19 protein-coding genes and 1 pseudogene are annotated in these 23,773 nt (G+C 70.8%); 8 read left to right on the forward strand and 12 right to left on the reverse strand.

The genetic code is table 11. From position 1 onward, the window contains the following. Positions 1-101: 101 nt before the first annotated feature. The 3 genes from ACZ4WS_RS22595 to ACZ4WS_RS22605 all read right to left on the reverse strand — a co-directional run bounded on the left by ACZ4WS_RS22595 (position 102) and on the right by ACZ4WS_RS22605 (position 4,416). Positions 102-1,583 (reverse strand): protein kinase domain-containing protein, encoded by a 1,482-nt coding sequence (locus ACZ4WS_RS22595; protein WP_467983185.1) that lies wholly within the window; start codon positions 1,581-1,583, stop codon positions 102-104. 38 nt (positions 1,584-1,621) lie between these two features. After that, a complete protein-coding gene (locus ACZ4WS_RS22600) occupies positions 1,622-2,254 on the reverse strand; it encodes a hypothetical protein (protein WP_467982940.1) in 633 nt (210 codons plus the stop codon). Between the two features lie 131 nt (positions 2,255-2,385). Then, the gene (locus ACZ4WS_RS22605) at positions 2,386-4,416 is read right to left on the reverse strand and encodes an N-6 DNA methylase (RefSeq protein ID WP_467982941.1); all 2,031 of its coding nucleotides are present in this window, start codon (positions 4,414-4,416) and stop codon (positions 2,386-2,388) included. Between the two features lie 226 nt (positions 4,417-4,642). Between ACZ4WS_RS22605 and ACZ4WS_RS22610 the strand changes: the two genes are divergently transcribed. Further along, positions 4,643-5,344, forward strand: coding sequence for a hypothetical protein (locus ACZ4WS_RS22610; protein WP_467982945.1), 702 nt, complete (start codon positions 4,643-4,645; stop codon positions 5,342-5,344). Positions 5,345-5,453: 109 nt separating this feature from the next. Continuing rightward, entirely contained in the window at positions 5,454-6,203 is a 750-nt protein-coding gene (locus ACZ4WS_RS22615) for a LolA-like protein (RefSeq protein ID WP_467982947.1), read from the forward strand. Positions 6,204-6,295: 92 nt separating this feature from the next. Here the strand turns inward: ACZ4WS_RS22615 and ACZ4WS_RS22620 are convergent, their stop codons facing one another. Both ACZ4WS_RS22620 and ACZ4WS_RS22625 read right to left on the reverse strand, forming a co-directional pair. Further along, positions 6,296-7,039: a GNAT family N-acetyltransferase gene (locus ACZ4WS_RS22620; protein WP_467982949.1), complete on the reverse strand. Its 744-nt coding sequence runs from the start codon at positions 7,037-7,039 to the stop codon at positions 6,296-6,298. A gap of 87 nt (positions 7,040-7,126) precedes the next feature. Beyond that, positions 7,127-7,852 (reverse strand): HNH endonuclease family protein, encoded by a 726-nt coding sequence (locus ACZ4WS_RS22625; RefSeq protein ID WP_467982952.1) that lies wholly within the window; start codon positions 7,850-7,852, stop codon positions 7,127-7,129. A 163-nt stretch (positions 7,853-8,015) separates the two neighbouring features. Between ACZ4WS_RS22625 and ACZ4WS_RS22630 the strand changes: the two genes are divergently transcribed. Then, the gene (locus ACZ4WS_RS22630) at positions 8,016-8,195 is read left to right on the forward strand and encodes an antitoxin (RefSeq protein WP_467982953.1); all 180 of its coding nucleotides are present in this window, start codon (positions 8,016-8,018) and stop codon (positions 8,193-8,195) included. Positions 8,196-8,454: 259 nt separating this feature from the next. On the opposite strand, the gene ACZ4WS_RS22635 is transcribed toward ACZ4WS_RS22630, so the two are convergent. Continuing rightward, a complete protein-coding gene (locus ACZ4WS_RS22635) occupies positions 8,455-9,399 on the reverse strand; it encodes an SCO6745 family protein (protein ID WP_467982955.1) in 945 nt (314 codons plus the stop codon). 107 nt (positions 9,400-9,506) lie between these two features. Between ACZ4WS_RS22635 and ACZ4WS_RS22640 the strand changes: the two genes are divergently transcribed. Continuing rightward, positions 9,507-10,091: a TetR/AcrR family transcriptional regulator gene (locus ACZ4WS_RS22640; protein ID WP_467982957.1), complete on the forward strand. Its 585-nt coding sequence runs from the start codon at positions 9,507-9,509 to the stop codon at positions 10,089-10,091. Positions 10,092-10,136: 45 nt separating this feature from the next. Then, positions 10,137-10,508, forward strand: a pseudogene (locus ACZ4WS_RS22645) (SDR family NAD(P)-dependent oxidoreductase); the annotation flags it as partial. Here the strand turns inward: ACZ4WS_RS22645 and ACZ4WS_RS22650 are convergent. The 4 genes from ACZ4WS_RS22650 to ACZ4WS_RS22665 form a co-directional block, all read right to left on the reverse strand. After that, the gene (locus ACZ4WS_RS22650; RefSeq protein ID WP_467982959.1) at positions 10,472-10,798 is read right to left on the reverse strand and encodes a MerR family transcriptional regulator; all 327 of its coding nucleotides are present in this window, start codon (positions 10,796-10,798) and stop codon (positions 10,472-10,474) included. The pseudogene ACZ4WS_RS22645 and the gene ACZ4WS_RS22650 overlap by 37 nt on opposite strands. A 44-nt stretch (positions 10,799-10,842) precedes the next feature. Beyond that, positions 10,843-14,373, reverse strand: a complete 3,531-nt coding sequence (mfd, locus tag ACZ4WS_RS22655; RefSeq protein WP_467982961.1) for a transcription-repair coupling factor — start codon at positions 14,371-14,373, stop codon at positions 10,843-10,845. A gap of 417 nt (positions 14,374-14,790) precedes the next feature. Then, entirely contained in the window at positions 14,791-17,358 is a 2,568-nt protein-coding gene (locus ACZ4WS_RS22660) for an ABC transporter permease (protein ID WP_467982964.1), read from the reverse strand. Further along, on the reverse strand, positions 17,355-18,143 hold the full coding sequence (locus tag ACZ4WS_RS22665; RefSeq protein ID WP_467982966.1) for an ABC transporter ATP-binding protein: 789 nt from the start codon (positions 18,141-18,143) through the stop codon (positions 17,355-17,357). The genes ACZ4WS_RS22660 and ACZ4WS_RS22665 overlap by 4 nt, the downstream gene beginning before the upstream one ends. A 388-nt stretch (positions 18,144-18,531) precedes the next feature. Here ACZ4WS_RS22665 and ACZ4WS_RS22670 point away from each other — a divergent pair, with 388 nt between their 5' ends. The 3 genes from ACZ4WS_RS22670 to ACZ4WS_RS22680 all read left to right on the forward strand — a co-directional run bounded on the left by ACZ4WS_RS22670 (position 18,532) and on the right by ACZ4WS_RS22680 (position 22,438). After that, entirely contained in the window at positions 18,532-20,049 is a 1,518-nt protein-coding gene (locus ACZ4WS_RS22670; protein WP_467982969.1) for an MFS transporter, read from the forward strand. A 209-nt stretch (positions 20,050-20,258) separates the two neighbouring features. Beyond that, on the forward strand, positions 20,259-20,804 hold the full coding sequence (locus ACZ4WS_RS22675) for a DUF485 domain-containing protein (RefSeq protein WP_467982971.1): 546 nt from the start codon (positions 20,259-20,261) through the stop codon (positions 20,802-20,804). Next, positions 20,801-22,438 (forward strand): sodium/solute symporter, encoded by a 1,638-nt coding sequence (locus ACZ4WS_RS22680; protein WP_467982973.1) that lies wholly within the window; start codon positions 20,801-20,803, stop codon positions 22,436-22,438. The genes ACZ4WS_RS22675 and ACZ4WS_RS22680 overlap by 4 nt, the downstream gene beginning before the upstream one ends. A 114-nt stretch (positions 22,439-22,552) precedes the next feature. Here the strand turns inward: ACZ4WS_RS22680 and ACZ4WS_RS22685 are convergent, their stop codons facing one another. Next, positions 22,553-23,440 (reverse strand): cellulose-binding protein, encoded by an 888-nt coding sequence (locus ACZ4WS_RS22685; RefSeq protein ID WP_467982975.1) that lies wholly within the window; start codon positions 23,438-23,440, stop codon positions 22,553-22,555. A 130-nt stretch (positions 23,441-23,570) separates the two neighbouring features. After that, positions 23,571-23,738 carry a hypothetical protein gene (locus ACZ4WS_RS22690; protein ID WP_467982977.1) on the reverse strand — a complete coding sequence of 56 codons (168 nt, stop codon included), beginning with the start codon at positions 23,736-23,738 and terminating at the stop codon, positions 23,571-23,573. Positions 23,739-23,773: the final 35 nt, after the last annotated feature.

Raw genomic sequence — 23,773 nt, forward strand, 5'->3', positions numbered from 1 at the left:
CGACGTCGCATCCGTGTTCGGGAAACCCTGCACCTTGATCACCACAAGCTTCGGCCAAGGTGGCGCAAAACCTGTGGCCGATCGGGTGCAGGGCGCCGCGGTCAGCCCCGTACCTGCCCCAGCCACTGCAGCGTCCGCCGGATTTCCGCCGCCATGGGATACCCGGGCCCGCGCAGCCGCTCCACGTCGTGCAGCAGCCGGGCAAGGGTGTCGTGGGCGGCGCCGCGGTCGCCGAGGGCGAGCAGCAAGTGGCCGATGCGGCGGCGGACTTCGAGGGAGATTTCGGGGTCTCCGGCGACGTACTGGTTCTCGTAGTACGGCAGCAGCGCGCGGTACTCCGCGAGCGCCGCGGCGGGCTCGCCGAGCTGTTCCAGGCACTGGGCGGCCTCGTAGCGGAAGCGCAGGGACTGCGGGTCGGCCTGGCCCGCCTCGGCGGCGCGTTCGTCGGCGAGACGGCGCAGTTCGGGCAGCGCGCGCCGGTACTGGCCGTCGTCCATGAGCGTGGCGGCGTACTGCTTGCGCAGGGTGCGTACGACGGGCGAGTGCTCCCCGTGCTCGGCGGCGGCCGCGGGGAGGATCGAACCGAGGATGTCGACGGCCTGCGTGATGCGCCCCTCGCCGAGCAGCCGCTTGACCTCGTCGACGGCGCCCGCGACGTCGGGCTTCTCGACGGCCGGGGCGGCCTGCGGCTGGGGCGCGGGCGTCCGCGCACGGTCCGGCCAGGGGGCGTGCGGGCGCAGGAAGGGGCGTGTGGGGTCCAGGGGGGCGCCCGTTGGCATGCCGCGCGCGGGCAGCAGCGGGAGCAGTTGCTCGTACGTCTCCTGCGCGGACGCCGGCCGGTGCTGCGGGTCCTTGGAGAGCAGGCGCAGGACCAGGCCCTCCAGGGCGGGCGGCACCTCGGGGCGCAGACGGCGCACCGGGAGCGGCGGCTCGTAGAGGTGGCGGTGCAGCACACCGAGGGCTGTCGAACCCGAGAACGGCACGTCTCCGCTGAGGAGTTCGTGCAGGAGTACGCCGAGTGCGTACAGGTCCGTGTACGGGCCGACCGCGCCGCCCATCGCCTGCTCGGGGGCCATGTAGGCGGGCGAGCCGATGGGCGAACCGGTGTGGGTCAGACGCGTGGTGTCCGTATCCATCACCGACGCCACGCCGAGGTCGAGGACGGTGACCGTGCCGTCCTGCTTGACCATCACGTTGCGCGGTTTGAGGTCGCGGTGGACGATCGGCACGGCGTGCACGGCGCTCAGCACGGCGCACAGTTGCGCGGCGACCGCGACCGCCCACTGCCAGGGGTAGGGGTCGTGCTCGGCGAGGTGGTCGGAGAGGTCGGCCCCGTCGACGTACTGCATGACGAGGAACAGCTCCTCGCCCTCGCTGCCCGCGTCGTGGACCGTGACCAGCCCGGGGTGGTCGACCTGCGCGGTGACCCGGCACTCGCGCACGAAGCGGCGGCGCAGTTCGTCGGCCTCCTGGCCCGCGACCTTGTCGGGGCGAAGCAGCTTGACGGCCACGCGCCGGTCCAGGCGCTGGTCGTAGGCCGTCCAGACCTGGCCCATGCCGCCCTGTCCGATGAGCGTGGACAGTTCATAGCGCTCGGCGACCACACGCCCCGTCGCCACGGTCACCTGCCGTCCTCGTGGTGGCCGTCGTGCTTGCGCAGGTAGTCACTGAGCTCGTCGAGCTCGGCGCGCACCTGGTCGATCCGGGCGGGCGCGGGGCGCTGGAGCGGCGGGGAGGGCACGGGCGGCTGGGGTATCGGCGGCATGGGGGTCTGCGGTATCGGGGTCTGCGGCATCGAGATCTGCGGTACGGGGGTCTGCGGAGCCGTCGTGGCGGTGTACGGCGGCGGCTGCTGCGGATAGCCGTACGCGGGCGCCGGGGGCTGCTGCGGCGGTACGTACCCGGTGAAGCGGAGCTGGTGGAAGTGGCGTATGTCCGCCGAGAGGTAGTACGAGATCGTGATCACGAGCGTGCCCAGGAGCAGGGCGAGGCCCGTCCAGCCGCCCGCGGTGTGGATCTCCTCGCCGGGCTCCGTACCGAGCAGGACGAGGCTGAGGGCCTCGGCCGCGAGCACGGCCACGAACAGCCCCCAGTCGAGCGACTTGCGGGTCACGATCGCCAGCCTCAGCATCATCGTCCAGGCGAGGAAGCCGATGCTGAACACCGAGATCACCACGAAGAGCAAGCGCAGGAAGACCAGCCACCCGGTCGGGGGTGGTGGCTTCACCGGCTGCGCCTGGCCGTGGCCTTGCATGGCTGCTCCTGGAGGCCTGATGAGGACGTGCGGACGAGTTCGAAGTCCGAGCGTATAGGCCGACAAGGACAACCGGTCCCGGGTTGTACCGAACCGTTGTCGTGCTGATCACTTCGCCCGCCCCACAGGCGTCAGCCGGGCGCGACCGTCCCGTCCGTCAACCCGTCGTACATGCCGCGCACCAGCTGCTCCCCGAGACGGCCCGCGCGCCGGATCGCGTCCTCGAACTCGGCGAGCGCGCGGAACCGTTCGCCGTAGCGGCGCTGCTCCTCCAGCGGCAGCCGGGGCAGCTGGAGGCGGCGCACGTCGAGCCGGGTGGCGGTGGACGCGTAGCTGCTGGCCTGGCGGTTGTTGGCGGTGCCGCGCAGGAATCCGGCCAGGAACCACGGGTCGAGCGCGCCCGGATCTGGGCGCAGGAGCGTGAGGTTGCGCCCCAGGGCGGCTCCGGCCGTCTTCTCGTCGACCACGCGCGCGATGGAGCCGCCGCCCAGCACGGGGACGACGACATCGCCCGTCTCGACCAGCACGGCTTCTTCCTCCCCTTCGGGGAGGGTTCCAGAGGGTGCGGTTCCGGCGAGCACGTCGTGGTCGGTGAGCACCGGCACGCGCGCGGGGGCGCCATTTCCGCCCGTGCGCAGCAACAACGCGCCCCCGCGCGCGAGTTCGCCGACGGTGATGAGCGGCCAGCGCGCGGGCTGCGTGTGCTGCGCCTCGGGGGGCGTGAGGTCGGCGGTCAGACGGAGGGTCTCGCCGAGGCGTTCGCGTACGGTCGCGAGCCGCTCGGTGCCACCGCCCGCGGCGGCCGGCGGCAGATGACGCGCGGGGGCCAGGTCGACGTCGTCGTCGAGGAGTTCGATGACGGGCATCGCACGGCTGAACCCCGGCTCCTCCTGTGCGGTCCCGGTGCGCTCGAAGGGCCGCCAGGCGTCGAGGACCGCGGCACGCACGGCCTCCCAGTCGAGACCGCCCCGGCCGTCGGCGGCCAGCGCGCCGGTGTCCACGAGCAGCAACTCGGGCTGCGCGGGAGCCTTTTCAGGGCGGCGCAGCACCCACAGATGGAGCGGGATGTTGTACGGGGGCGCAGCCCCGATCGGCAGGGCGATCACGGCGCGCAGCGCGCCGCGGCGCAACAGGTCGGCGCGGATACGACGGCCCGAACGGCGGGAGGCGGCGGCCGGGGGCATGAGCAGGACGGCGCTGCCGCCGTCCTTGAGGTGGGCCAGCGCGTGCTGCACCCAGGCCAGTTCCGACTCGGTACGGGCCGGGAAGCCGTACTCCCAGCGGGCGTCGTACGCCAGTTCGTCGTGCCCCCAGTTGCGCTCGTTGAACGGCGGGTGGCACAGCACCACGTCGGCCGTGAGGTCGTCGTAGGCGTCGGCGCGCAGGCTGTCCCCCGCACCCGTGCGCACGCCGGCTTTCGTGTGCAGGGCGAGCCGCAGCCCGGTCAGCGCGGCCAGTTCGGGGGCGCTGTCCTGGGCGTACAGCTCTTGGTCCGGCTTGGGCGCCACCGCGCGCAGGAGTGCGCCGGTTCCGCACGCCGGATCGAGCGCCGTGCGTGCGGGTCCCGCGAGTTCGGCCATCAGCGCGGCGAGGCCGCCCGGGGTGAGCGTGTACTGGCGCGGGTTGGCGTCGAGGTACCGCCCCAGCAGGAACTCGTACGTCTGCCGCGCGCCCAGCTCGGCGGCGAGCTCGGCGGCGCCGCGCAGGAGCGGGCCGGACGGGAGGAGCTCGGGACCGGTCGGGGTGTTCACAGCACGCTCGCGGGGCGGGCCGAAGCGGGGGGTGATCACCTGGTCGAGCGCGGCGGGCAGCAGGGCGGCGAGGCGTTCGTCGGAGCCCGCGCTCAGTTCCAGCCAGACGGTGGGGCGGTCGTGGATGAGCAGCAGGGCGCAGCCGGCGTGCACAAGGGCGGTGACGGGCCCTTCGGGGTGTCCGGCGAGCTGCTGCCAGACGCGTTCGCGCAGCGGGACCTCGGCGAGTTTGCCCTGGTCGCGCAGCCACGCCTCGACTTCGGCGAGTGCGAAGGAGGGGCTGGTCTCGGTGCCGCCGACCGGCTTGGGGAAGTCGGCGTGGCGGCGGCGCCAGTTGCTGACGGCGGCGCGGCCTACCCCGGCGAGCCGTGCGATTCCGGCAGCGGTCACCTCTGTCGCATTGTCCTGCACCCGCCCGGCTCCCCTCGTCCTGGTCTGCGGCGTCACCGCCGACGTCACTGCTGGCGTCGCCTGTGAGCCGAGCATACCGACGTACGCAAGATCTACCGCTTCACATGCGTGTACACAACCTTCCGCGTGAATCGTGTTGACTCGGTTCACAAGCTCTGCTCTTATTGACCCATCGAACGGCAACCGCCGACAAGAAGCGGTTGCCACCCTTGGGGAGGGGCCTGTCATGGGTATGAAGGGCAAGATCGCGCTGGGGGCCGTCGTGGGTGTGGTCGTCATCGGTGCGGTGTCGGCGAACGCCGGCAACAACGGCGACGGCGGGTCCGGCGACAAGGGCAAGGACACCTCCGCCTCCGCCGAGCGCGAGTCCGGCAAGAAGGCCAACGCCAAGACGGGCGGCAAGACGGGCGCGGGCAAGGCCGAGAAGAAGGCCGCGTTCAAGGGCGACGGCGACTTCCAGGTCGGTACGGACGTCAAGCCCGGCACCTACCGGACCACGGGCAACACCGACGACATGTGCTACTGGGAGCGCGCCAAGGACGCCTCCGGCGAGCTGGACTCCCTGATCGCCAACGACAACGTCAGCGGCACCAGTTACGTGACGATCCTGGCGAGCGACAAGCTCTTCAAGTCCTCCGGCTGCAAGGACTGGGAGGCCGTCGACGCGAAAGCGTCCGGTACACCGGCCGCGCACTTCAAGGGCAACGGCGGTATGTACAGAGTCGGCGCCGACATCGCTCCCGGCACCTACAAGTCCACCGGCAACACCGACGACATGTGCTACTGGGAGCGCGCCAAGGACGCCTCGCACTCCATGAACTCGATCGTGGCCAACAACAACGTGACCGGTACGGCCGTCGTCACCATCAGCGCCGGCGACGGCTACTTCAAGACCTCGGGCTGCGGGGACTGGAAGAAGACCGGCTGACATCGCCCGCCCACCCGGACGTCCCCACCTTCCCTACCTCCCACTCCCCCCACACCCCCGCTCCCCCCACGTCTTCACCTCTCACCTCACATCACTTCAAGGAACTCTCATGCGTCGCACCGCACTTGTCGCCCTCTGCCTCGCCGCCGCGGCCACCGCGGGCCTCACCGGCTGCCTGCCCGGCGAGAGCAAGGCGGACAGCAAGCCGAAGGGCCCGTTCGCCGGGCTGACCGGGGGCGAGATCGCCGACCGTGCCGTGAAGGCCACCACGGGAGCCACCTCGCTCCGGATGAAGGGCGACATCCCCGACGAGGAGGACGGCGGCACGATCCGGATCGACATGGCCCTCAACAAGAAGGGCGAGTGCGCCGGCACGATGAGCATCGACGGCCAGGGCAAGGCCGATCTCGTCAAGACCGGCGACACCGTCTACATGAAGTACGACGAGGCGTTCCTGCGCGCCCAGGGCAAGGGCCAGTCCAAGTCGGAGACCGACGGGGTGGTGGAACTGCTGGCCGGCAAGTGGACCAAGATGTCCGCGACCGGCTCCGACGCCAAGGACATCGCGAGCTTCTGCGATCTCGACACCGTGCTCGCCGGCGCCGAGGACGTGAACTCCGACGCCACCCGGGGCAAGACCACCACCGTCGACGGCACCCCGGCGATCGTCCTGCACGAGAAGGACGGCAAGGACCGCTACACCCTGTACGTCGCCACCGAAGGCAAGCCCTACCTGCTGCAGGTCGACAGCATCTCCGCCAAGGACCCGGGCACCCTCACCTTCAGCGAGTACAACAAGCCGGTCCCGGCCAAGACCCCCACCGGCAAGATCCTGGACCTGGACAAGCTGGGCGGCTGAGCCCCCTCAGGATCGGGACACGTCAGCCGCATCGGACACGCCGCCGGGTCAGACCCGCCGGCCGGATCGGACACGTCAGCCATACGTCGAGCTCATAGGGTGTGCCGCACCCACACATTGGGCTCGACGTATACGGCGTATCCGCGTCCCGGTTCGCAGTGCACCGGCACCAGCGCGCCGGGCACCTCGACGAGACCCGCCGTGTCGAAGGGCAGCCCCGTCCAAGCACGCCACTCCTCCAGCGAGCCCGCCACGGTCATGGACGCCGGCGCCACCGCCTCGATGACGCCGCCCGCCCGGACGTGGACACGCAGCCACGGGTCGTGGGGCAGTCCGTCGGCGCGCTCCCGGAAGGCGTACTCCTCCATCGGCGTCCGCGGTTCGAGGTGCTTGGCGCTGGGGCGGACTGGGGCGACCAATTCGTCGAAGCCGCGCGCCCCGGCGTTGTCCCGCATCGCGGAGAGCATCCGGGCCGACAGGCCGCCGCCCTGGGCGTGCGGGGCGACGACGATCGCGATGGCGCTCACCGTGTCCGGCGGTGTGCCGTGCCGCCGATCGGCGAACGCCCAGGTCAGCACCTCGTCCCAGCCCCGCGCGGGCAGTTCGCCCCGGTCCTCCTCTGCGAGAGCGAAGGGCACGCTGTAGGCGTGGGCGACCACTTCCCCGTGCTCGTCCTCGGCGAACAGCGCGTACTCCGGCAGTTCGGTTGCGATGCGGCCGTAGTGCGCGTCGCCCACGGGGTCGTGGCGTATGAATTCGGGCCAGGTGTCGGCCATCCCGACCACCTGACCGAGCATCTCGGGACGCTCGGCGAGACTCGACACCTTCAGGTCCATGCCGCTCACGGTAGGCGTCACCTCGGCCCGGCTGAAACGGTTTTGACGCGCGGGCCAACGCCGGATCCGGCCCGAGGCCGGCTCGGACTAGTTCGCGTGGAAGCGCGCCGGCGCGCTCGTCGGGTTGCCCCCCGACGGGAGCTTCTGGCCGGGGCAGCCGTCGAGCACCTTCTTCATGGCCGCCTTCTCGGCGCCGGTGACCCACAGGCCGTACTTCTTCTTCACGGCCACCTGGGCGGCGACATACGTGCAGCGGTACGCCTTGTTGGACGGGAGCCAGGTCGCCGTGTCGCCGTCGCCCTTGCTGCGGTTGGTGCTCGAGTCGACGGCACGGAGGTTGAGCGGGTCGTTGGCCAGGGCTATCCGCTTGCTGGCGTCCCAGTACTTGGCGCCCTTCTGCCAGGCGTCCGAGAGCGCGACGAGGTGGTCTATGTCCACCAGGCTGCGGCCGCGCGCGAACGTCACGTTCTTGCCGCTGTACGGGTCCGGGTCGAGGGTCCCGGAGGCCACCTTGCACTGCCCGTCGGTGAACTTCACGTCGTTCAGGTCCCGTTTGAGGATGTCGTCGCGGGTGTCGCACCGGTTCGAGTCGGTGTCGGCCCAGGCCGTGCCGAACCTCTCCCTGCTGTACCCGGTCTTGGGCGCGCGCCCCTTGACGGTCAGCGAGTCCACGGCGGTGAGGGCGGCGCCGCCGGCCGCCGTCTCCTCCGGGCCCGCGGAACCCTTGGTCTCCTTCGTGCAGCCACTGACACCGGCACCGACGGCGAGCAGCACCAGCGCGGCCGCGGCCGCCCCACCCCTCAGACGCACCACGACGTCCCTCCCCTTGCCTCCCCGGGTCCGCCCTGTACGGGCGCGTTTCCCCTGGCCCCCAAGGTAGCGGCCAGGGGCCGTCGGCCATACCCGCACTCAACGGGCAATCGGCGCACGCCGGGCGTATCGTCGGTGGTGAGTCACCTCCGGAAGGAGCTCCTGTATGGGCATCTTCGACAGATTCAAGAGCCATGCGCAGGACAAGGCCAAGAACATGTCCGACGCCGCGGAACAGGAAGTCAACGAGAAGACGGGCGACAAGTACACGGACAAGGTCGACCAAGCCCAGCAACAGATGGAAGACAGGATGGGGATGGATCGGGACAAGCCCGATCAGCCCTAGCCCAGCCGCTCACGGAGGCTCGCTGCCGACTGAAGCACCCTGAAACAGAGGCCGTCCGCGGAGACCCACCTCCTGCGGGCGGCTTCACTTGCGTCGCACCGCGAGACTGCGCACCGCGAGACTGCGCACCGGCGCATCGTGAGCCCGCAGCGCAGTCCTGCGGTGCTGCGGGCTCATGCGCTGTCAGGCTGTGCGGGGCGGCGGGCGGTTTGCGGCTTGGCCAAGCGGCACTGCCGCCAGGCCAAGCCCCCTGCCACGCTCACACCTTCCCGATCCCCAACGTCGTCTCCGCCGGAAGCAACCCCGAACCGATTACCGCCACCCAGAACTCCCCGAGCAGATCGGCGAGGCGGGCCGTGGCGTCAGGGCCGAGTATCTGCCAAGGGGCGGCGGCGAGTTCGTCCGTGTGCTGTTCGACCTGGCGGCGCAGCTCGCGGCCGGTGTCCGTGGCGGTGCCGTCCTTGTTCACCAGGCCGCGGGCGGCGAGGCGGTCGCGGGCGGCGGCCCACTCATCGGCCCTCCAGCCACGGCTCTCGAACCGCTCCACGGAGGCCGCGCCTATCGCGGCGAACGACACGAGGGACTCGGCCGGGTCCAGGCTCGCGACGAGCAGGGCCGCGAGGTGGCCGTCGCCACGGTGTTCACGCAGGATCGTCGCCGCGTGCCACAGCTGGAGGTGGGGAGCCTCGGGCCAGGTCAGCTCCGCGTTGGCGGCGGCGAGGGGGCGGCCGGCGGTGTTCGCGGCCTCGGCGGCGCGGCGGGCCAGCGCGGCGGCCTCGGCGAGTTCGGGGCTCTCTGCGCGGTCGCCGAATATCGCGCGGTAGGCCCGGTCGACGGCCCGCTCCCGCGCCTTCAGTACTTGATCCGGAGTCGCGGTCTTCCACGCGGACTCCACGTGTTCGGCGACCATACGCGGGCTGAAGCTGTAGAAGGCGGACGCCACTCTCTCACTCCCGACCGCCCCCAACGGCGCGGCGCGGTAAGGGAAGTAGCTCGGCCAGCGCTCCTCGGTGCCGTAGCCGAGCGCGGCCGCCTCCTCGAAGGCCTCCGGCGCGTAGTAGAGCACGGCATGCAGGGGCTCCAGGAGGTGCCAGAGCTGGCGCACCCGGCCGAGATCGACACCGGCACCCGCGCCGGACTCCGCACCGACGCCCACGTCCGCGCCCTCTTCCGCCTTGCTTGTCCCGCTGACGTTCTCCGACATGGCTCCACCCCTCGTCACGTTCCGGTTCGCTCCACAACTTGACAATGACTAGATTGCCCGAACCCGGCGAACTTGTCAATGCCTAGATTCCGCGTACGCTTCTGACCATGGCCGAGACCAAGACACCTCAGCGCCCGTACCACCACGGCGACCTGCGCCGCGCGATCCTGAGCGCCGCCCTCGACGTCATCGCGGCCGACGGCCCCTCCGCGCTGAGCCTGCGCGACCTGGCCCGCCGGGCGGGCGTATCGCACGCCGCCCCGGCGCACCACTTCAAGGACCGCACCGGTCTGCTCACCGCGATCGCGGCCGAGGGCTACGAGCTGCTGGCGGCCGCGCTCGCGGAGGCCGACGACCTGAGGGACGCGGGCGTGCGCTACGTACGGTTCGCGCGCGAGCATCCGGCGCACTTTCAGGTGATGTTCGCGCCGGAGCTGCTGCGGGAGAACGACCTGGAGCTGACGACGGCCAGAACGCTCGCGGGCGAGCGGTTGCGCACCGCCGTCTCCGCCCTGCCGCCCGAGGGCCGCGGCGCCGACGCCCGCCTCGCCGGAGTCGCCGCCTGGTCCCTCGCCCACGGCTTCGCCACGCTGCTCCTCAGCCACAACCTGGACGGCCCGGTCGGCGACCAGGATCCCGACGAGATCTTCCGCGCCCTGACAGGGATGCTGTTCCAGTCCAAGTCGCCCTGACCGGCTTGACCTTGACACCGGCGTCAGGGTTCGACGATCTCCCGCATGAACAGCACCAGCTCCCGCACCAGCCTCCACCCCCACACCAGCCCCGGCCCCAGCACCCCTCAGACCGTCCTCGTCACCGGAGCCGGCACCGGCATAGGCCGCGCCACCGCCCGCGCCTTCGCCGCACAGGGCGCCCAGGTCATCGCCGTCGGACGCCGCCCGGAGCCCCTCGCGGAGACGGCCGACGGACACCCGGGCATCACCCCGCTCCCCGCCGACATCACCGCCGACGACGCCCCCGACCGCGTCATCCGCACCGTCCTCGACACCCACGGCCGCCTGGACGTCCTGGTCAACAACGCGGCGATCGTACGGACGGAGTCCCTCGGCACCTACACCCGCGCATCCATCGGGCCCCTGATCGCCACGATCCGCTCGTCGATCACGGCGAGGCGCTCCAGGGCGACCTGGAGGGCCTTGTCGGACGCGGGACCGGCGGTCAGGTCACCGTCCAGGCAGGGCAGGAAGACGCGTACGTCGTCGAGGGTGAGGCCCGCGGCGAGGAGGTGGCGGATGTTGCGTACGCGGGTGACGGTCCGTTCGTCGTAGTCGCGGTAGCCGTTGGCGGCACGCCGTGACTCGACGAGACCCGCCTGCTCGTAGTGGCGCAGGGCACGCGGGCTCGCACCCGTCACCCCGGCCAGCTCACCAATCCGCACGCCTACGCCCCCACCGCCACAACCTCGTCCCTACGGCCTCGTCCCTAAGACCCGAGAATCGAAGCCAGGAACTCCCCGGTCCACCCCAGCAACTCCCGCCCCACCAACGGCTTCCCGCCCACCTTCGCCGTCTTGGGGCGCGGCACCAGGATCTGGTGGACGGCCGGCTTGATGACCGTGCCCGGGTACAGCCGCTTCAGGCGCAGCTCCTGCGACTCCCGCAACTCCACCGGTGCGAAGCGGATGTTGTTGCCCTGGAGGACGATCTCGCCGACGCCGCACGCTCGCGCGAGCATCCGCAGGCCCGCCACCAACAGCAGGTTCTCCACCGGCTCGGGCAACTTGCCGTAGCGGTCGGTCAGTTCCTCGCGTACGGCCTTGACGTCCTCCTCCGTGTTGGCGGAGGCGATGGAGCGGTACGCCTGGAGGCGCAGCCGCTCGCCCGGCGCGTAGTCGTGCGGGACGTGCGCGTCGACCGGGAGCTCGATCTTGACCTCGAGCGGCGGCTCCTCCTCGACGCCGCCTTCCAGGGAGGCGCGGTAATCGGCCACCGCCTCGCCGACCATGCGTACGTACAGGTCGAAGCCGACGCCCGCGATGTGACCGGACTGCTCGCCGCCGAGCAGGTTTCCGGCGCCGCGGATCTCCAGGTCCTTCATCGCGACGTACATGCCCGCGCCCATCTCGGTGTGCTGGGCGATCGTCGCGAGCCGCTCGTGCGCGGTCTCGGTCAGCGGCTTCTCCGGCGGGTACAGGAAGTACGCGTAACCGCGCTCACGGCCTCGGCCGACGCGCCCGCGCAGCTGGTGCAGCTGCGAGAGGCCGAAGTTGTCGCCGCGCTCCACGATCAGCGTGTTGGCGTTCGAGATGTCGATGCCCGACTCGACGATCGTGGTCGACACGAGGACGTCGAACTTCTTCTCCCAGAAGTCGACGACCACCTGCTCCAGGGACCCTTCCGACATCTGGCCGTGGGCAGTCGCGATGCGCGCCTCGGGCACGATCTCCCGGAGACGGGCGGCCGCACGATCGATCGACTCGACCCGGTTGTGGATGTAGAAGACCTGGCCCTCGCGCAGCAGTTCGCGACGGATCGCCGCGCCGATCTGCTTCTCCTCGTACGGGCCGACGAAGGTGAGGACCGGGTGGCGCTCCTCCGGCGGGGTGGTGATCGTCGACATCTCGCGGATGCCCGTCACCGCCATCTCCAGCGTCCTGGGGATGGGCGTCGCGGACATCGTCAGTACGTCGACGTTGGCGCGCAGCTTCTTCAGCTGCTCCTTGTGCTCGACGCCGAAGCGCTGCTCCTCGTCGACGATGACCAGGCCCAGGTCCTTGAACTTGGTCTCCGAGGAGAAGAGACGGTGGGTGCCGATGACGACGTCCACCGCGCCTTCGCGCAGGCCCTCCAGGACCGCCTTCGCCTCCGTGTCCGTCTGGAAGCGGGACAGGGCACGGACATTCACCGGGAACTGCGAGTAGCGCTCGCCGAACGTCCCGAAGTGCTGCTGCACCAGCAGGGTGGTGGGGACGAGGACCGCGACCTGCTTGCCGTCCTGGACCGCCTTGAAGGCGGCGCGGACCGCGATCTCCGTCTTGCCGTAGCCCACGTCGCCGCAGATCAGGCGGTCCATCGGGACCGTCTTCTCCATGTCTTCCTTGACCTCGGCGATGGTGGTGAGCTGGTCGGGGGTCTCGGCGTACGGGAAGGCGTCTTCGAGTTCGCGCTGCCAGGGGGTGTCGGAGCCGAAGGCGTGCCCCGGGGCCGCCATGCGTGCGCTGTACAGCTTGATCAGGTCCGCGGCGATCTCCTTGACCGCCTTCTTCGCGCGCGCCTTGGTCTTCGTCCAGTCGGCGCCGCCGAGACGGTGGAGGGTCGGGGCCTCGCCGCCCACGTACTTGGTGATCTGCTCCAGCTGGTCCGTCGGGATGTAGAGACGGTCGCCGGGCTGGCCGCGCTTGGCGGGGGCGTACTCGACGACGAGGTACTCGCGGGTCGCGCCCTGCACGGTCCGCTGCACCATCTCGATGTAGCGGCCGACACCGTGCTGCTCGTGCACGATGTAGTCGCCCGCTTCGAGGGTCAGCGGGTCGATGGTCTTGCGGCGGCGGGCGGGCATGCGCGCGCCGTCCTTGCCCGCCGCCTTCTGGCCGGAGAGGTCGGTCTCCGTCAGAACGGCGAGCTTGAGCGCGGGGTCGACGAAGCCGTAGTCGATCGAGCCGCAGGAGACATGGACCACGGAGGGGCTGATCTCGGCCACGTCCGTGTCGAGGCGGGCCGCGATGCCCTCGCCGCCGAGGACCTCGACGGTGCGGGCGGCGGGGCCGTGCGCCTCGGTGACGTAGACCGTGCGCCAGCCGTCGGCCAGCCAGCCCTTGGTGTCCGCCAAAGCCCTGGCCGTGTCACCGCGGTAGGTCTCGGGGGCGTGCATGCCCAGCTTGAGGGTGTCCGCGTCGAGCTCTTCGTCTGCGGCGAAGGGCGACACCGACCACCACATCATGTCCAGCTCGCGCGCCCGGTCCCGTACGTCCGCGATGGACCACAGGGACGCCGCGCCGACGTCGATGGGCGCCTCGCCGCCGCCCGCGGTCGCCGCCCAGGACGCCTGCAGGAACTCCTGGGACGTCGCGACCAGGTCCGCGGCGCGCGTCCGCACCCGCTCCGGGTCGCACACGACGGCCATCGAGCCCTTGGGCAGGACGTCGAGCAGCAGCTCCATGTCGTCGACGAGGACCGGCGCCAGGGACTCCATGCCCTCTACGGCGATCCCCTCGGCGATCTTGCCGAGCAGCTCGCCCAGCTCGGGGTGCTGCTCGGCGAGGGCCGCCGCCCGCTGCCGTACGTCGTCGGTGAGCAGCAGTTCGCGGCAGGGCGGGGCCCACAGACCGTGTTCCGCGACTTCCAGGGACCGCTGGTCGGCGACCTTGAAGTAACGGATCTCCTCGACGTCGTCGCCCCAGAACTCCACGCGGAGCGGGTGCTCCTCGGTGGGCGGGAAGACGTCCAGGATGCCGCCGCGTACGGCGAACTCGCCGCGCTTCTCGACCAGCTCGACCCGGGAGTACGCGGCCGCCGCGAGCGCCTCGACGATCTCGCCCAGGTCGGCGCTCTGGCCCGTGCGCAGAGCGACCGGCTCCAGGTCGCCGAGGCCCTTGACCTGCGGCTGGAGCACGGAGCGTACGGGGGCGACGACGACGGAGACCGGACCGGTCTCGGGGTCGTCCGGCCTCGGGTGGGCCAGGCGGCGCAGGACGGCGAGGCGGCGGCCCACGGTGTCGCTGCGGGGCGAGAGCCGCTCGTGCGGGAGCGTCTCCCAGGACGGGTACTCGACGATTCCCTCCGGCGGGAGGAGGGAGCGCAGCGCGGCGGCCAGGTCCTCGGCCTCGCGGCCGGTCGCCGTCACCGCCAGTACGGTGCGGCCGGCCTCGCGGGCCAGCGCCGCCACCGCGAAGGGGCGTGCCGCGGGCGGGCCGACCAGGTCGACATGCATCCGATTACCGTCGGTGGCGGCCTTCACCGCCTCCGCGAGGGCGGCGTCCTTGACGACGGCGTCGAGCAGACCGTGCAGGCTCATGAAGGGTTTCCCGTCCGGGGGTGGGCAACGCGAACCGCCCGGCACGTGCCACGGGCCGGGGGTCTCCAGCGTACGACGCCGGGCTCGCTCATGCCGGGCCTGTGGATAACGCCGGTGCCGGATGCCCGGCGTAGGTGGGCGTCTCCCTGGGGGCTCCGCCCCCAGACCTCCGTTCGGCCTGGACGACCTCGTCCTCAAACCCCGGACGGACTGAAGATCACCGCCCGGCGCTGAAACGTACACGCCCACCCCCGGTCACCCACCCAGCCCCGTCACCCACCCACGCCGAAGCCCGGCCCCGGGAAGCCGAAGCTCCCCGGGACCGGGCTCTCCCCCGTTCCCCGTTCCCCGTGACCCCCGTCCGCGGGGCTAATCGGTACCGGAGCTAATCGGTACCGGAGCTAATCGGTACCGGAGCTAATCGGTCGCAATCGCGTTCAGCACATTCATCCGCCCCGCCCGGAACGCCGGGACCAGCGCGGCGAACAGGCCCACGAACGCGGAGCCGATGAAGACGCCGATGATGGTCGGCCAGGGGATGTCCAGGACCTTCAGGCCTTCCAGGGCGAGGAGCTTCTGGGCCGTGGCGCCCCAGCCCATGCCCAGGCCGAGGCCGAGGAGGGCTCCGAAGAGGGCGATGACGACCGACTCCAGGCGGATCATGCGGCGCAGCTGGCGGCGGGAGAGGCCGATGGCCCGCATCAGGCCGATCTCGCGGGTGCGCTCCACCACCGACAGGGCCAGGGTGTTCACGACGCCCAGGACCGCCACGATGATCGCCAGGGCCAGCAGGCCGTAGACCATGTTCAGGAGCTGGCCTATCTGGTTCTTCAGTTCCTGCTTGTAGTCGGTCTGGTCACGGACCTGGTACTGCGGGTACTTCTCCATGGACTTCTTCAGGGCCGCGTACGCCTGCTTCTCCTGGCCGTCCTTGGCCTTGGCGAACATGATGACGTTCGGCGGGATCTTGTCCACGGGGACGTACTTCTTCATCGTCTCGATGCTGGTGTAGCGCGCACCCTTGTCGATGGCCACGTCGTCGTCCGTGATGGCGGCGATCCGGAGCTTCGCCGTCCTGCCGCCCTTGAAGGCGACGGTCAGGGTGTCGCCGAGCTTCACGCCGTGCTTCTTGGCGTAGTCCGAGCCGATCGACATGGCGTCCTTGCCGTAGGCGGCGGTGAGTTCACCGGCGGTCGTCGCGCGGCGCAGGTCCTGCGCGTACGAGGGGTCCGCGGCCGTGATGCCCTTGTCGTCGGTCTGGCCGTCCGGGGAGGTCAGCGTGGCCTTGATGTCCTTGTAGCGGGTGACGTGCGCCAGGCCCGGCGTCGCCGCCATGGCCTGCTCGGCCTGCGGCACGATCCGTTGGTTGCCCTGGACGATGAAGTCCGCGCCGACCGACTTGTCGAGCTCGGCCGTCGCCGAGGCCACCATGGACGAGCCGACCACGGAGAGGCAGGCGACCAGGGCCAGGCCGATCATCAGGGCCGCGCCGGTGGCGCCCGTACGCCGCGGGTTGCGCAGCGCGTTGCGCTCGGCCATCCGCCCGACCGGACCGAAGGCGCGCAGCACCACCGCGCTGAGCACCCGGACCACTCCGCCCGCCAGCAGCGGGCCGATGATGACGAACCCGATGAGGGTCAGCACCACTCCGACGCCCAGGACCAGCGAACCGTCGCTCGCCTTGTCCGCGGTGGCCGCCGAGTAGAGCGCGAAGGCTCCGGCGGCCGTGAGGACCAGGCCCACGATGCCGCGTACGAGACCGGCCTTGCCGTCCGCGGGCGTACCGGCGTCGCGCAGCGCGGCCATCGGGGAGACCTTGCCCGCGCGGCGGGCCGGGAGGTAGGCGGCGAGGACGGTGACGACGATGCCGAGGATCAGGCCGATGGCCGGGGTCGTCGCCTTCACCGTGAGGTCGGACGTGGAGAGGTTCATGCCCATCGCCGACATGAGCTTCATCAGGGCGACCGCGATACCGACGCCCGCGCCGACGCCGAGGATCGAGCCGACGACGCCGAGCAGGGTCGCCTCGACCAGCACCGACCGGTTGACCTGCTTGCGGGAGGAGCCGATCGCCCGCATCAGGCCGATCTCGCGGGTGCGCTGGGCGACCAGCATCGAGAAGGTGTTGATGATCAGGAAGATGCCGACCAGGAAGGCGATACCGGCAAAGCCGAGCATGGCGTACTTGATGACGTTCATGAAGGAACTGACGCCCGAACGGTTCTCGTCCGAGTACTCCTTCTGCGTCTGCACCTTGTACGAACCCGCGCCGAGCGCCTGCGAGACGTGTCGCTTCAGCTGCGCGTCGGTGACACCCTGCGCGGCCGTGACGTTGATGTTCGTGAACCGGCCGGTGGCGCCGAGCAGTTCGCGCTGCGAGGTGGCGGTGTCGAAGTAGACGACGGCGGCACCGGGGTTGGTCACCTTGAAGGAGGCTATGCCGACGATCTTCGCCTTGAAGTCACCGGTGACGGCGATGGTGCGCAGTTCGTCGCCGAGCTTCAGGTGGTGCTTGTCGGCGGTGTCCGCGTCGACCATCACCTCGGTCGGGCCGCGCGGGACGTGGCCCTTGGTGATCTCCATGGACCTCAGGTCGTTGCGCGTCCAGTTCCCGGCGATCGTCGGAGCGCCGTTGCTGGACCCCATGTTCTTGTTGTCGCTGTTGACGACGGTCACGTTCATCGAACTGACCGCGCCCTCGGCGGACTTGACGCCGTTCGCCTTCTTCGCCTGCGCCAGGACGGACGCGGGCATCGACTCCGGCTTGCCGTTCTGCGGGGTGTCGTCGGACTTCGCGGCCTTCGGCGAGACCGTCACGTCGGACGACGTGGCCGCGAACAGCTTGTCGAACGTCGTGTTCATCGTGTCCGTGAACACCAGCGTGCCGCAGACGAAGGCCACCGACAGCAGGACCGCCACGGCGGAGAGGGCCATGCGTCCCTTGTGCGCGAAGAAGTTGCGCATCGAGGTCTTCAGGACGGTCATGACGTACGTCCCCGGGCGTCGAAGTCCTTCATGCGGTCGAGGACCTGGTCGGCCGTGGGCTGGTGCATCTCGTCGACGATCTGGCCGTCCGCGAGATACAGCACACGGTCCGCGTACGAGGCCGCCACCGGGTCGTGCGTGACCATCACGATGGTCTGGCCGAGCTCGTCCACGGAGCGGCGCAGGAAGCCCAGCACCTCGGCGCCCGCGCGGGAGTCCAGGTTTCCGGTGGGCTCGTCACCGAAGATGATCTCGGGCCGCGCGGCCAGCGCCCGCGCCACGGCGACGCGCTGCTGCTGTCCGCCGGAGAGCTGGGTCGGCCGGTGCTTGAGCCGGTCGGCGAGCCCGACGGTCTCCACGACCTGGCTCAGCCAGCCCTGGTCCGGCTTGCGGCCCGCGATGTCCATCGGCAGCGTGATGTTCTCCAGCGCGTTCAGCGTCGGCAGCAGGTTGAACGCCTGGAAGATGAAGCCGATCCGGTCCCGGCGCAGCTGTGTGAGCTTCTTGTCCTTCAGGCCGGTGATCTCGGTCTCGTCGAGGTGGATCTGCCCGCTCGTCACGGTGTCGAGCCCGGCGAGGCAGTGCATCAGCGTGGACTTGCCGGACCCCGAGGGGCCCATGATCGCGGTGAACTGGCCCCGCGCGATGTCCACGTCGATGTGGTCGAGCGCGACGACTCGGGTCTCCCCGGACCCGTACGCCTTCACGACCTGCCGCGCCCGCGCGGCAACGGCCGTACGCCCTCCAGTGCCCCCGTGCCTGGGAATGGTCACAGCCGATGTCACGGTAAGTCTCCTATGTCGGTCAGTGGGTAACGCGTGCTTGGCTACGCCGGTAAGTCTGGTGGCGGGGGGTGGTCCGGCGCGCTGGTGCCCAGCGCAGTCTTTTACTGGGGAAAACCCCACCCCCGAAGGTGCGGTCCGTACGACCCGCCGCGCTCCCCAGCGGCGTAAAGCCAGGTTAAGGAGCCGAACTGGGCCTCCTCGTCCTCCAGCGGGACGAACCCTCCCCGAGCCGTAGTACGGAGATACCCCTAGGGGACCTCCACCCTTCGGTGGAGTGCTCCTAGGGGTCGCCTCCACCCTCGGCCCCAGTGAGCGTCCACCCTCCCGCGACGTGAGGGTCAAGTGAGAAGGTGGTCGACGCCGGATAGATGCAGGGGGAAGGAATCCAGTGGGCCAGGAGGAGACAGAGACACGGGCCGCGGCGCCGGGCTCGGCGGGCCCGCCGCCGGACACCCGCAGACGCCGTGCCGTCGTCGCCGCCCTCATGCTCGCGATGGCGCTGGCCGCGCTCGACTCCACCATCGTGTCGACGGCCGTACCGCAGATCGTCGGCGACCTCGGCGGGTTCTCCGTCTTCTCCTGGCTGTTCTCGGGCTATCTGCTGGCCGTGACGGTCACCCTGCCGGTGTACGGCAAGCTCTCCGACACCTTCGGCCGCAAGCCGGTGCTGATCGCGGGCTCCGTCCTCTTCCTCGCCGGCTCCCTGCTGTGCGCCACCGCCTGGAACATGGCCGCGCTCATCGCCTTCCGCATCGTGCAGGGCCTGGGCGGCGGCGCCCTCCAGGGCACGGTGCAGACGCTCGCCGCCGACCTCTACCCGCTCGAGGAACGCCCCAAGATCCAGGCCAAGCTGTCCACCGTGTGGGCGACTTCGGCGGTCGCGGGTCCCGCGCTGGGCGGAGTCCTCGCGGCGTACGCCGACTGGCGGTGGATCTTCCTCATCAACCTGCCGATCGGCGCGCTCGCGCTGTGGCTGATCGCCCGCCATCTGCACGAGCCCGTACGGAAAACGACTCGGCGCCCCCGCATCGACTGGGCGGGCGCGCTCGCCGTCTTCGCCTGCGGCGGCGTACTGCTGACCGCGCTGGTACAGGGCGGGGTCGCCTGGGACTGGCTGTCCGCGCCGTCCCTCGCCCTGTTCGGTACGGGACTCGCGCTGATCGCGGTCGTCGTGGCCGTCGAGCGGCGGGCCGCCGAGCCGATCATCCCGGGCTGGGTGTGGCGGCGGCGCACCATCGCCGCGGTGAACCTGGCGCTCGGCGCGCTGGGGCTGCTCATGGTCGCGCCGACGGTCTTCCTGCCCACCTACGCGCAGGCGGTCCTCGGCCTCGCCCCGATCGCCGCCGGATTCGTGCTCTCCGTATGGACGTTGAGCTGGCCGGTGTCGGCGGCGCTCAGCCAGCACATCTACCGCCGGATCGGCTTCCGCAACACCGCGATGCTCGGCATCGGCACGGCGACCCTGCTTCTGCTCGCCTTCCCCTTCCTCCCCTACCCGGGCGAGCCCTGGCAGCCGGCCCTCCTGATGCTTCTGCTGGGCGGCGCGCTGGGCCTCTTCCAGCTCCCCCTGATCATCGGCGTCCAGTCGACGGTCGGCTGGGAGGAGCGCGGCACGACCACCGCGTCCGTCCTCTTCTGCCGCCAGACCGGACAGACGATCGGCGCCGTCCTGTTCGGCGCGGTCGCCAACGGGGTGCTGGCCGCGCGGCTCGGCGGCGCGGGCGACCTCGACTCGGTGACCCGGGGCCTGGACTCGGGCACCCCCGCCGCACCCCTGCGCCACGCCGTCGCCGACGCGGTCCACGCCGTGTATCTCGGCGCGGCGGGCGCCGCCGCACTCGCCTTCCTGGTCCTGCTGTTCGTGGCACCGCGCCGCTTTCCGGTGCTGACAAACCCCGGGGATTGAGGCCCCCCTCCCACACAGCTCGCGCACACGTGCCGTACAGCCCCCCAGGTAAACGCGGGTAACACCCCAGGTCGCCGACGTAAGCGCATACCGACCGCTCAGTTTGGTGAAAGCCCCGCGCATCCGAGATACCTGCGAGTAGCGTGCGTCGCTCACCCCCCAGCTCCCTGCGGTCCGCACCGGGCCCGAGCCACGCAAGGAGAAACGGGATGCCAGACGCGTTCTCGTCCCCCGAGTACCAACGGCCGCACCAACCACCGCACCCATATCCACCGTTCGCCGAGACCCCCGATTTCCCGGAGTACCCCGAGTACCCCGAGTACCCCGAGTACCCCGAGTACCCCGATTTCCCTGAGCACCCGAACAGCTCCTCCCCGTCGTACGTCACCTATCCCTGGCAACCGCGGCCACCCGAACCCGCGAGACAGCGGCTGCCGCGACACCAGGCGCTGGGCCACCACAGCGACATCCGCCTGCTGCGCGGCGCGTACCGCTGGCAGCGCCGCGTGGCGACGCTCACCGCGCTCGGCTACTTCACCCTCTTCCTTCTCCTCTCCGCGTTCGCGCCGTCGCTGATGACGAGCACGGTGTCCGGCGGACTGTCGACCGGGTTGCTGCTCGGACTGCTCCAAGTTCCCGTCACCTGCCTGGCGATCGGGCTGTACGAGTACACGGCGCGCCGGCGCGTCGACCCGATCGCGGACCGGATCCGCAAGCAGGCCGAGCTGGACGTGAAGCGGGAGGCGGCGCGATGACGGGGTTCAGCAGTTCCGCGCAGGCGATGTCTCTGGTGGCGTTCACGACGGTGGCCACCATCACGCTGCTGCTCTGCGTGATGACCGGGCCGGACCGCGACGACCTGGACGAGTTCTACACGGGGTACGGATCGCTGTCGCCGATGCGCAATGGCCTTGCCATCGCCGGGGACTACATCTCCGCGGCGACCGTGCTGGGCACGGGCGGGGTCATCGCCCTGGCCGGATACGACGGAGTGGTACTGGCCCTCAGCACCGCCCTCTCCCTCATGCTGCTGATGTTCCTGCTGGCCGAACCGCTGCGCAACGCGGGCCGGTTCACCATGGGCGACGCGCTCGCACGCCGGATGCCGGGGCGCCCGGTCCGTATCACCGCGTGCGTGGTGACGCTGGTCGCGCTGCTGCCGATGATGCTGGTCCAACTCGCGAGCGCCGGAGATCTGCTGGCGTTCATCCTCGGCTTCTCCAGCGACTCGCTGAAGACGGGCTGCATCATCGGACTCGGCGCCCTGATGATCAGCTACGCGGCGATCGGCGGTATGAAGGGCACCGCCCTCATCCAGATCCTGAAGATCGTGATGCTGCTGGGGTCGGGGGCCGTCGTCGCCGTACTCATCATGAACAGGTTCGGCTGGGACCCGGGCGCGCTGCTCGCCGCGGCGGCGAAGGGCAGCGGCGTCGGGCCGGCCTTCCTGCACTCGGGGCTGCAGTTCGCGGGCGGCCCCAACCCCCGCCTGGATATGATCAGTTCGGAACTGACGGTCGTCCTGGGCGGCGCCTGCCTCCCCCACGTCACCATGCGGATGTACACGGCGAGCAGTGCCCGGCAGGTGCGCCGTTCGATGTCCTGGGCGGTGCCGTGCGTGGCGCTGTTCGTGCTGGTCATCACGGTCGTCGGCTTCGGTGCCACGGCGCTGATCGGGCGCGGCGTGATTGCGGGCGCCGATCCGCACGGCAACACGGCGTATCTGCTGGGGTCCAGGGCCGCGTTCGGACCGGACGTCTCGACGTTCGAGACCCTCCTGTTCACCACCGTCACCACGGCGCTCTTCCTGACCCTGCTCGCCTCGGTCGCCGGGATGATCCTCGCCTGCGCCAACTCCCTCGCCCACGACGTGTTCGCGCACGCCCGGCTCTTCCGCGGGCGGCGCCGCGACGACGAACTGTCGCCGCGCCGCGAGATGCTCCTCGCCCGCGTGTCCGCCCTCGCGGTCGGCGCCCCGGCGATCCTCCTGGCCACGCTCATCCAACACCGCAGCCTGCAACCGCTGGCCACGCTCTCGTTCTGCCTCGGCGCCTCCGCGATAGCGCCCGCGCTGGTCTACACCCTCTTCTGGCGCCGCTACACCCGGACGGGCCTCCTGTGCACGCTCATCGGCGGCACCCTCACCGTCCTCCTCCTCATGTCCGGCACCAACCTCGTCTCCGGCTCCCCCGTCTCCGCCTTCCCCGACGCCGACTTCAACTGGTTCCCGTTCACCACCACCGGGCTGGTGTCCATCCCGCTCGGCTTCGCCTACGGATGGCTGGGAACGGTGGCCTCCGGGAGGAGGAAGGCGGAGGAGCAGCGGAGGCAGTACGAGGCGGTGGAGGGGTGGATCCTGGCGGGGGCGGTGAGGAGGGGGAACAGCTGAAGGGGCCGGGGAGCGAGGCGCGGGGAAAGGCCGGAACCGGGCGAGCCCTTCCAACCGACCGAGACGGGTGAGCCGGTGGGAACCCGCCACGGAGCGGCGCGGCCCCGGCGCCGGCTACTCCGCGGGAGCCCGCCCCGTCAGCGTCGTAAGGCTCGTCCGTACGTGGTCCATATGGGCCCGTACGTCGTCCCACCGCTCCCCATGCTCGCGCAGCACCCGCTCGGTCTCCCGGGCGATCCGGTCCTCCCGCACCCGCGCCTCCGCGAGCAGCTCACCGGCGCGCGCGACCGCGTCCTCCTGCCGGCGCCGAGCCGACTCCTCGGACTCGGCGAAGGCACGCTTGGCCTCGGAGAGGGCGCCCTCGGCGCGCGCGACGAGCTCGACGTGCTGCGCGTCCAGCGCGGCCTCCCGCTCTGCGGCCGCGCGGGAGGCCTCCTCCCAGCGCTCGGCGTGCTCCTTCTCCCGCTCGGCGAGCAGCCCCTCCGTGCGCTGGCGCACCTCGCGCAGCGCGGCCAGCGCCTCACCGCGGGCCTCCTTGATGTCACGGCGGGCGGAGATCCGCGTCTCGTCGGCCTCGGCGCGGGCCGCGAGGAGCAGCTGCCGGGCGCGTTCCTCGGCATCGCCGCGCACCTCGTCGGCGTACGCCTGGGCCGCCTCGCGCACCCGGTGCCCCGCCGCCTCGGCGTCGTCGACGACCTGCTGGGCCTCCCGGCGCGCGGTGTCACGGACGGCCGCGGCCTCCTCCTCGCCGAGTTCGAAGATCTGCCGGGCGCGCTCGCCGAGCGCCTCGTACGTCTGCGGGGCGAGCCCCGCCACGGTCTCCCGCAGCCGCTCCGCCGCCGCGTCCATCTCCTTGGCCAGCACGGTCAGCCGGGCCGCCCGCTCCCAGGCGGCGTCACGGTCCCGGGAGAGCGCCGCGGCGTACGCGTCGACCTGCTCGGGACGGTAACCACGCCCCCGTACGGCCATGAAGCCGTGCGGCGACACCGATGCGCTGCTCATCCTTGAACCCCTCTCCGCCTGACCCACACGAAATGACGATGCCGAAATGAAGATTTCGCGCATATCTTGGTGGATCACACAGAAGTGTTCATAACGCGACACTCCGCCCATCCATCCGGTCGAGGATGCGTCATTTGAGATCAGAAGCCGGAATCGCGGTGTCGTCGCGGCGTGCGGAGAGGAGCTGTCCGGCCTTCGTACGGTCCCACTCGACGACATCTCCGACCCCGGGGACGGCCTTCTCCTCCCTCACCGGAACGGTCGTCGTGGCCCCCGCGCCACCCGCGAGGTTCTTCATCGCCAGGCCCCCGAGCGCCTGATCGTTGCCGACGT

The organism is Streptomyces sp. NPDC029292, from assembly GCF_055569295.1.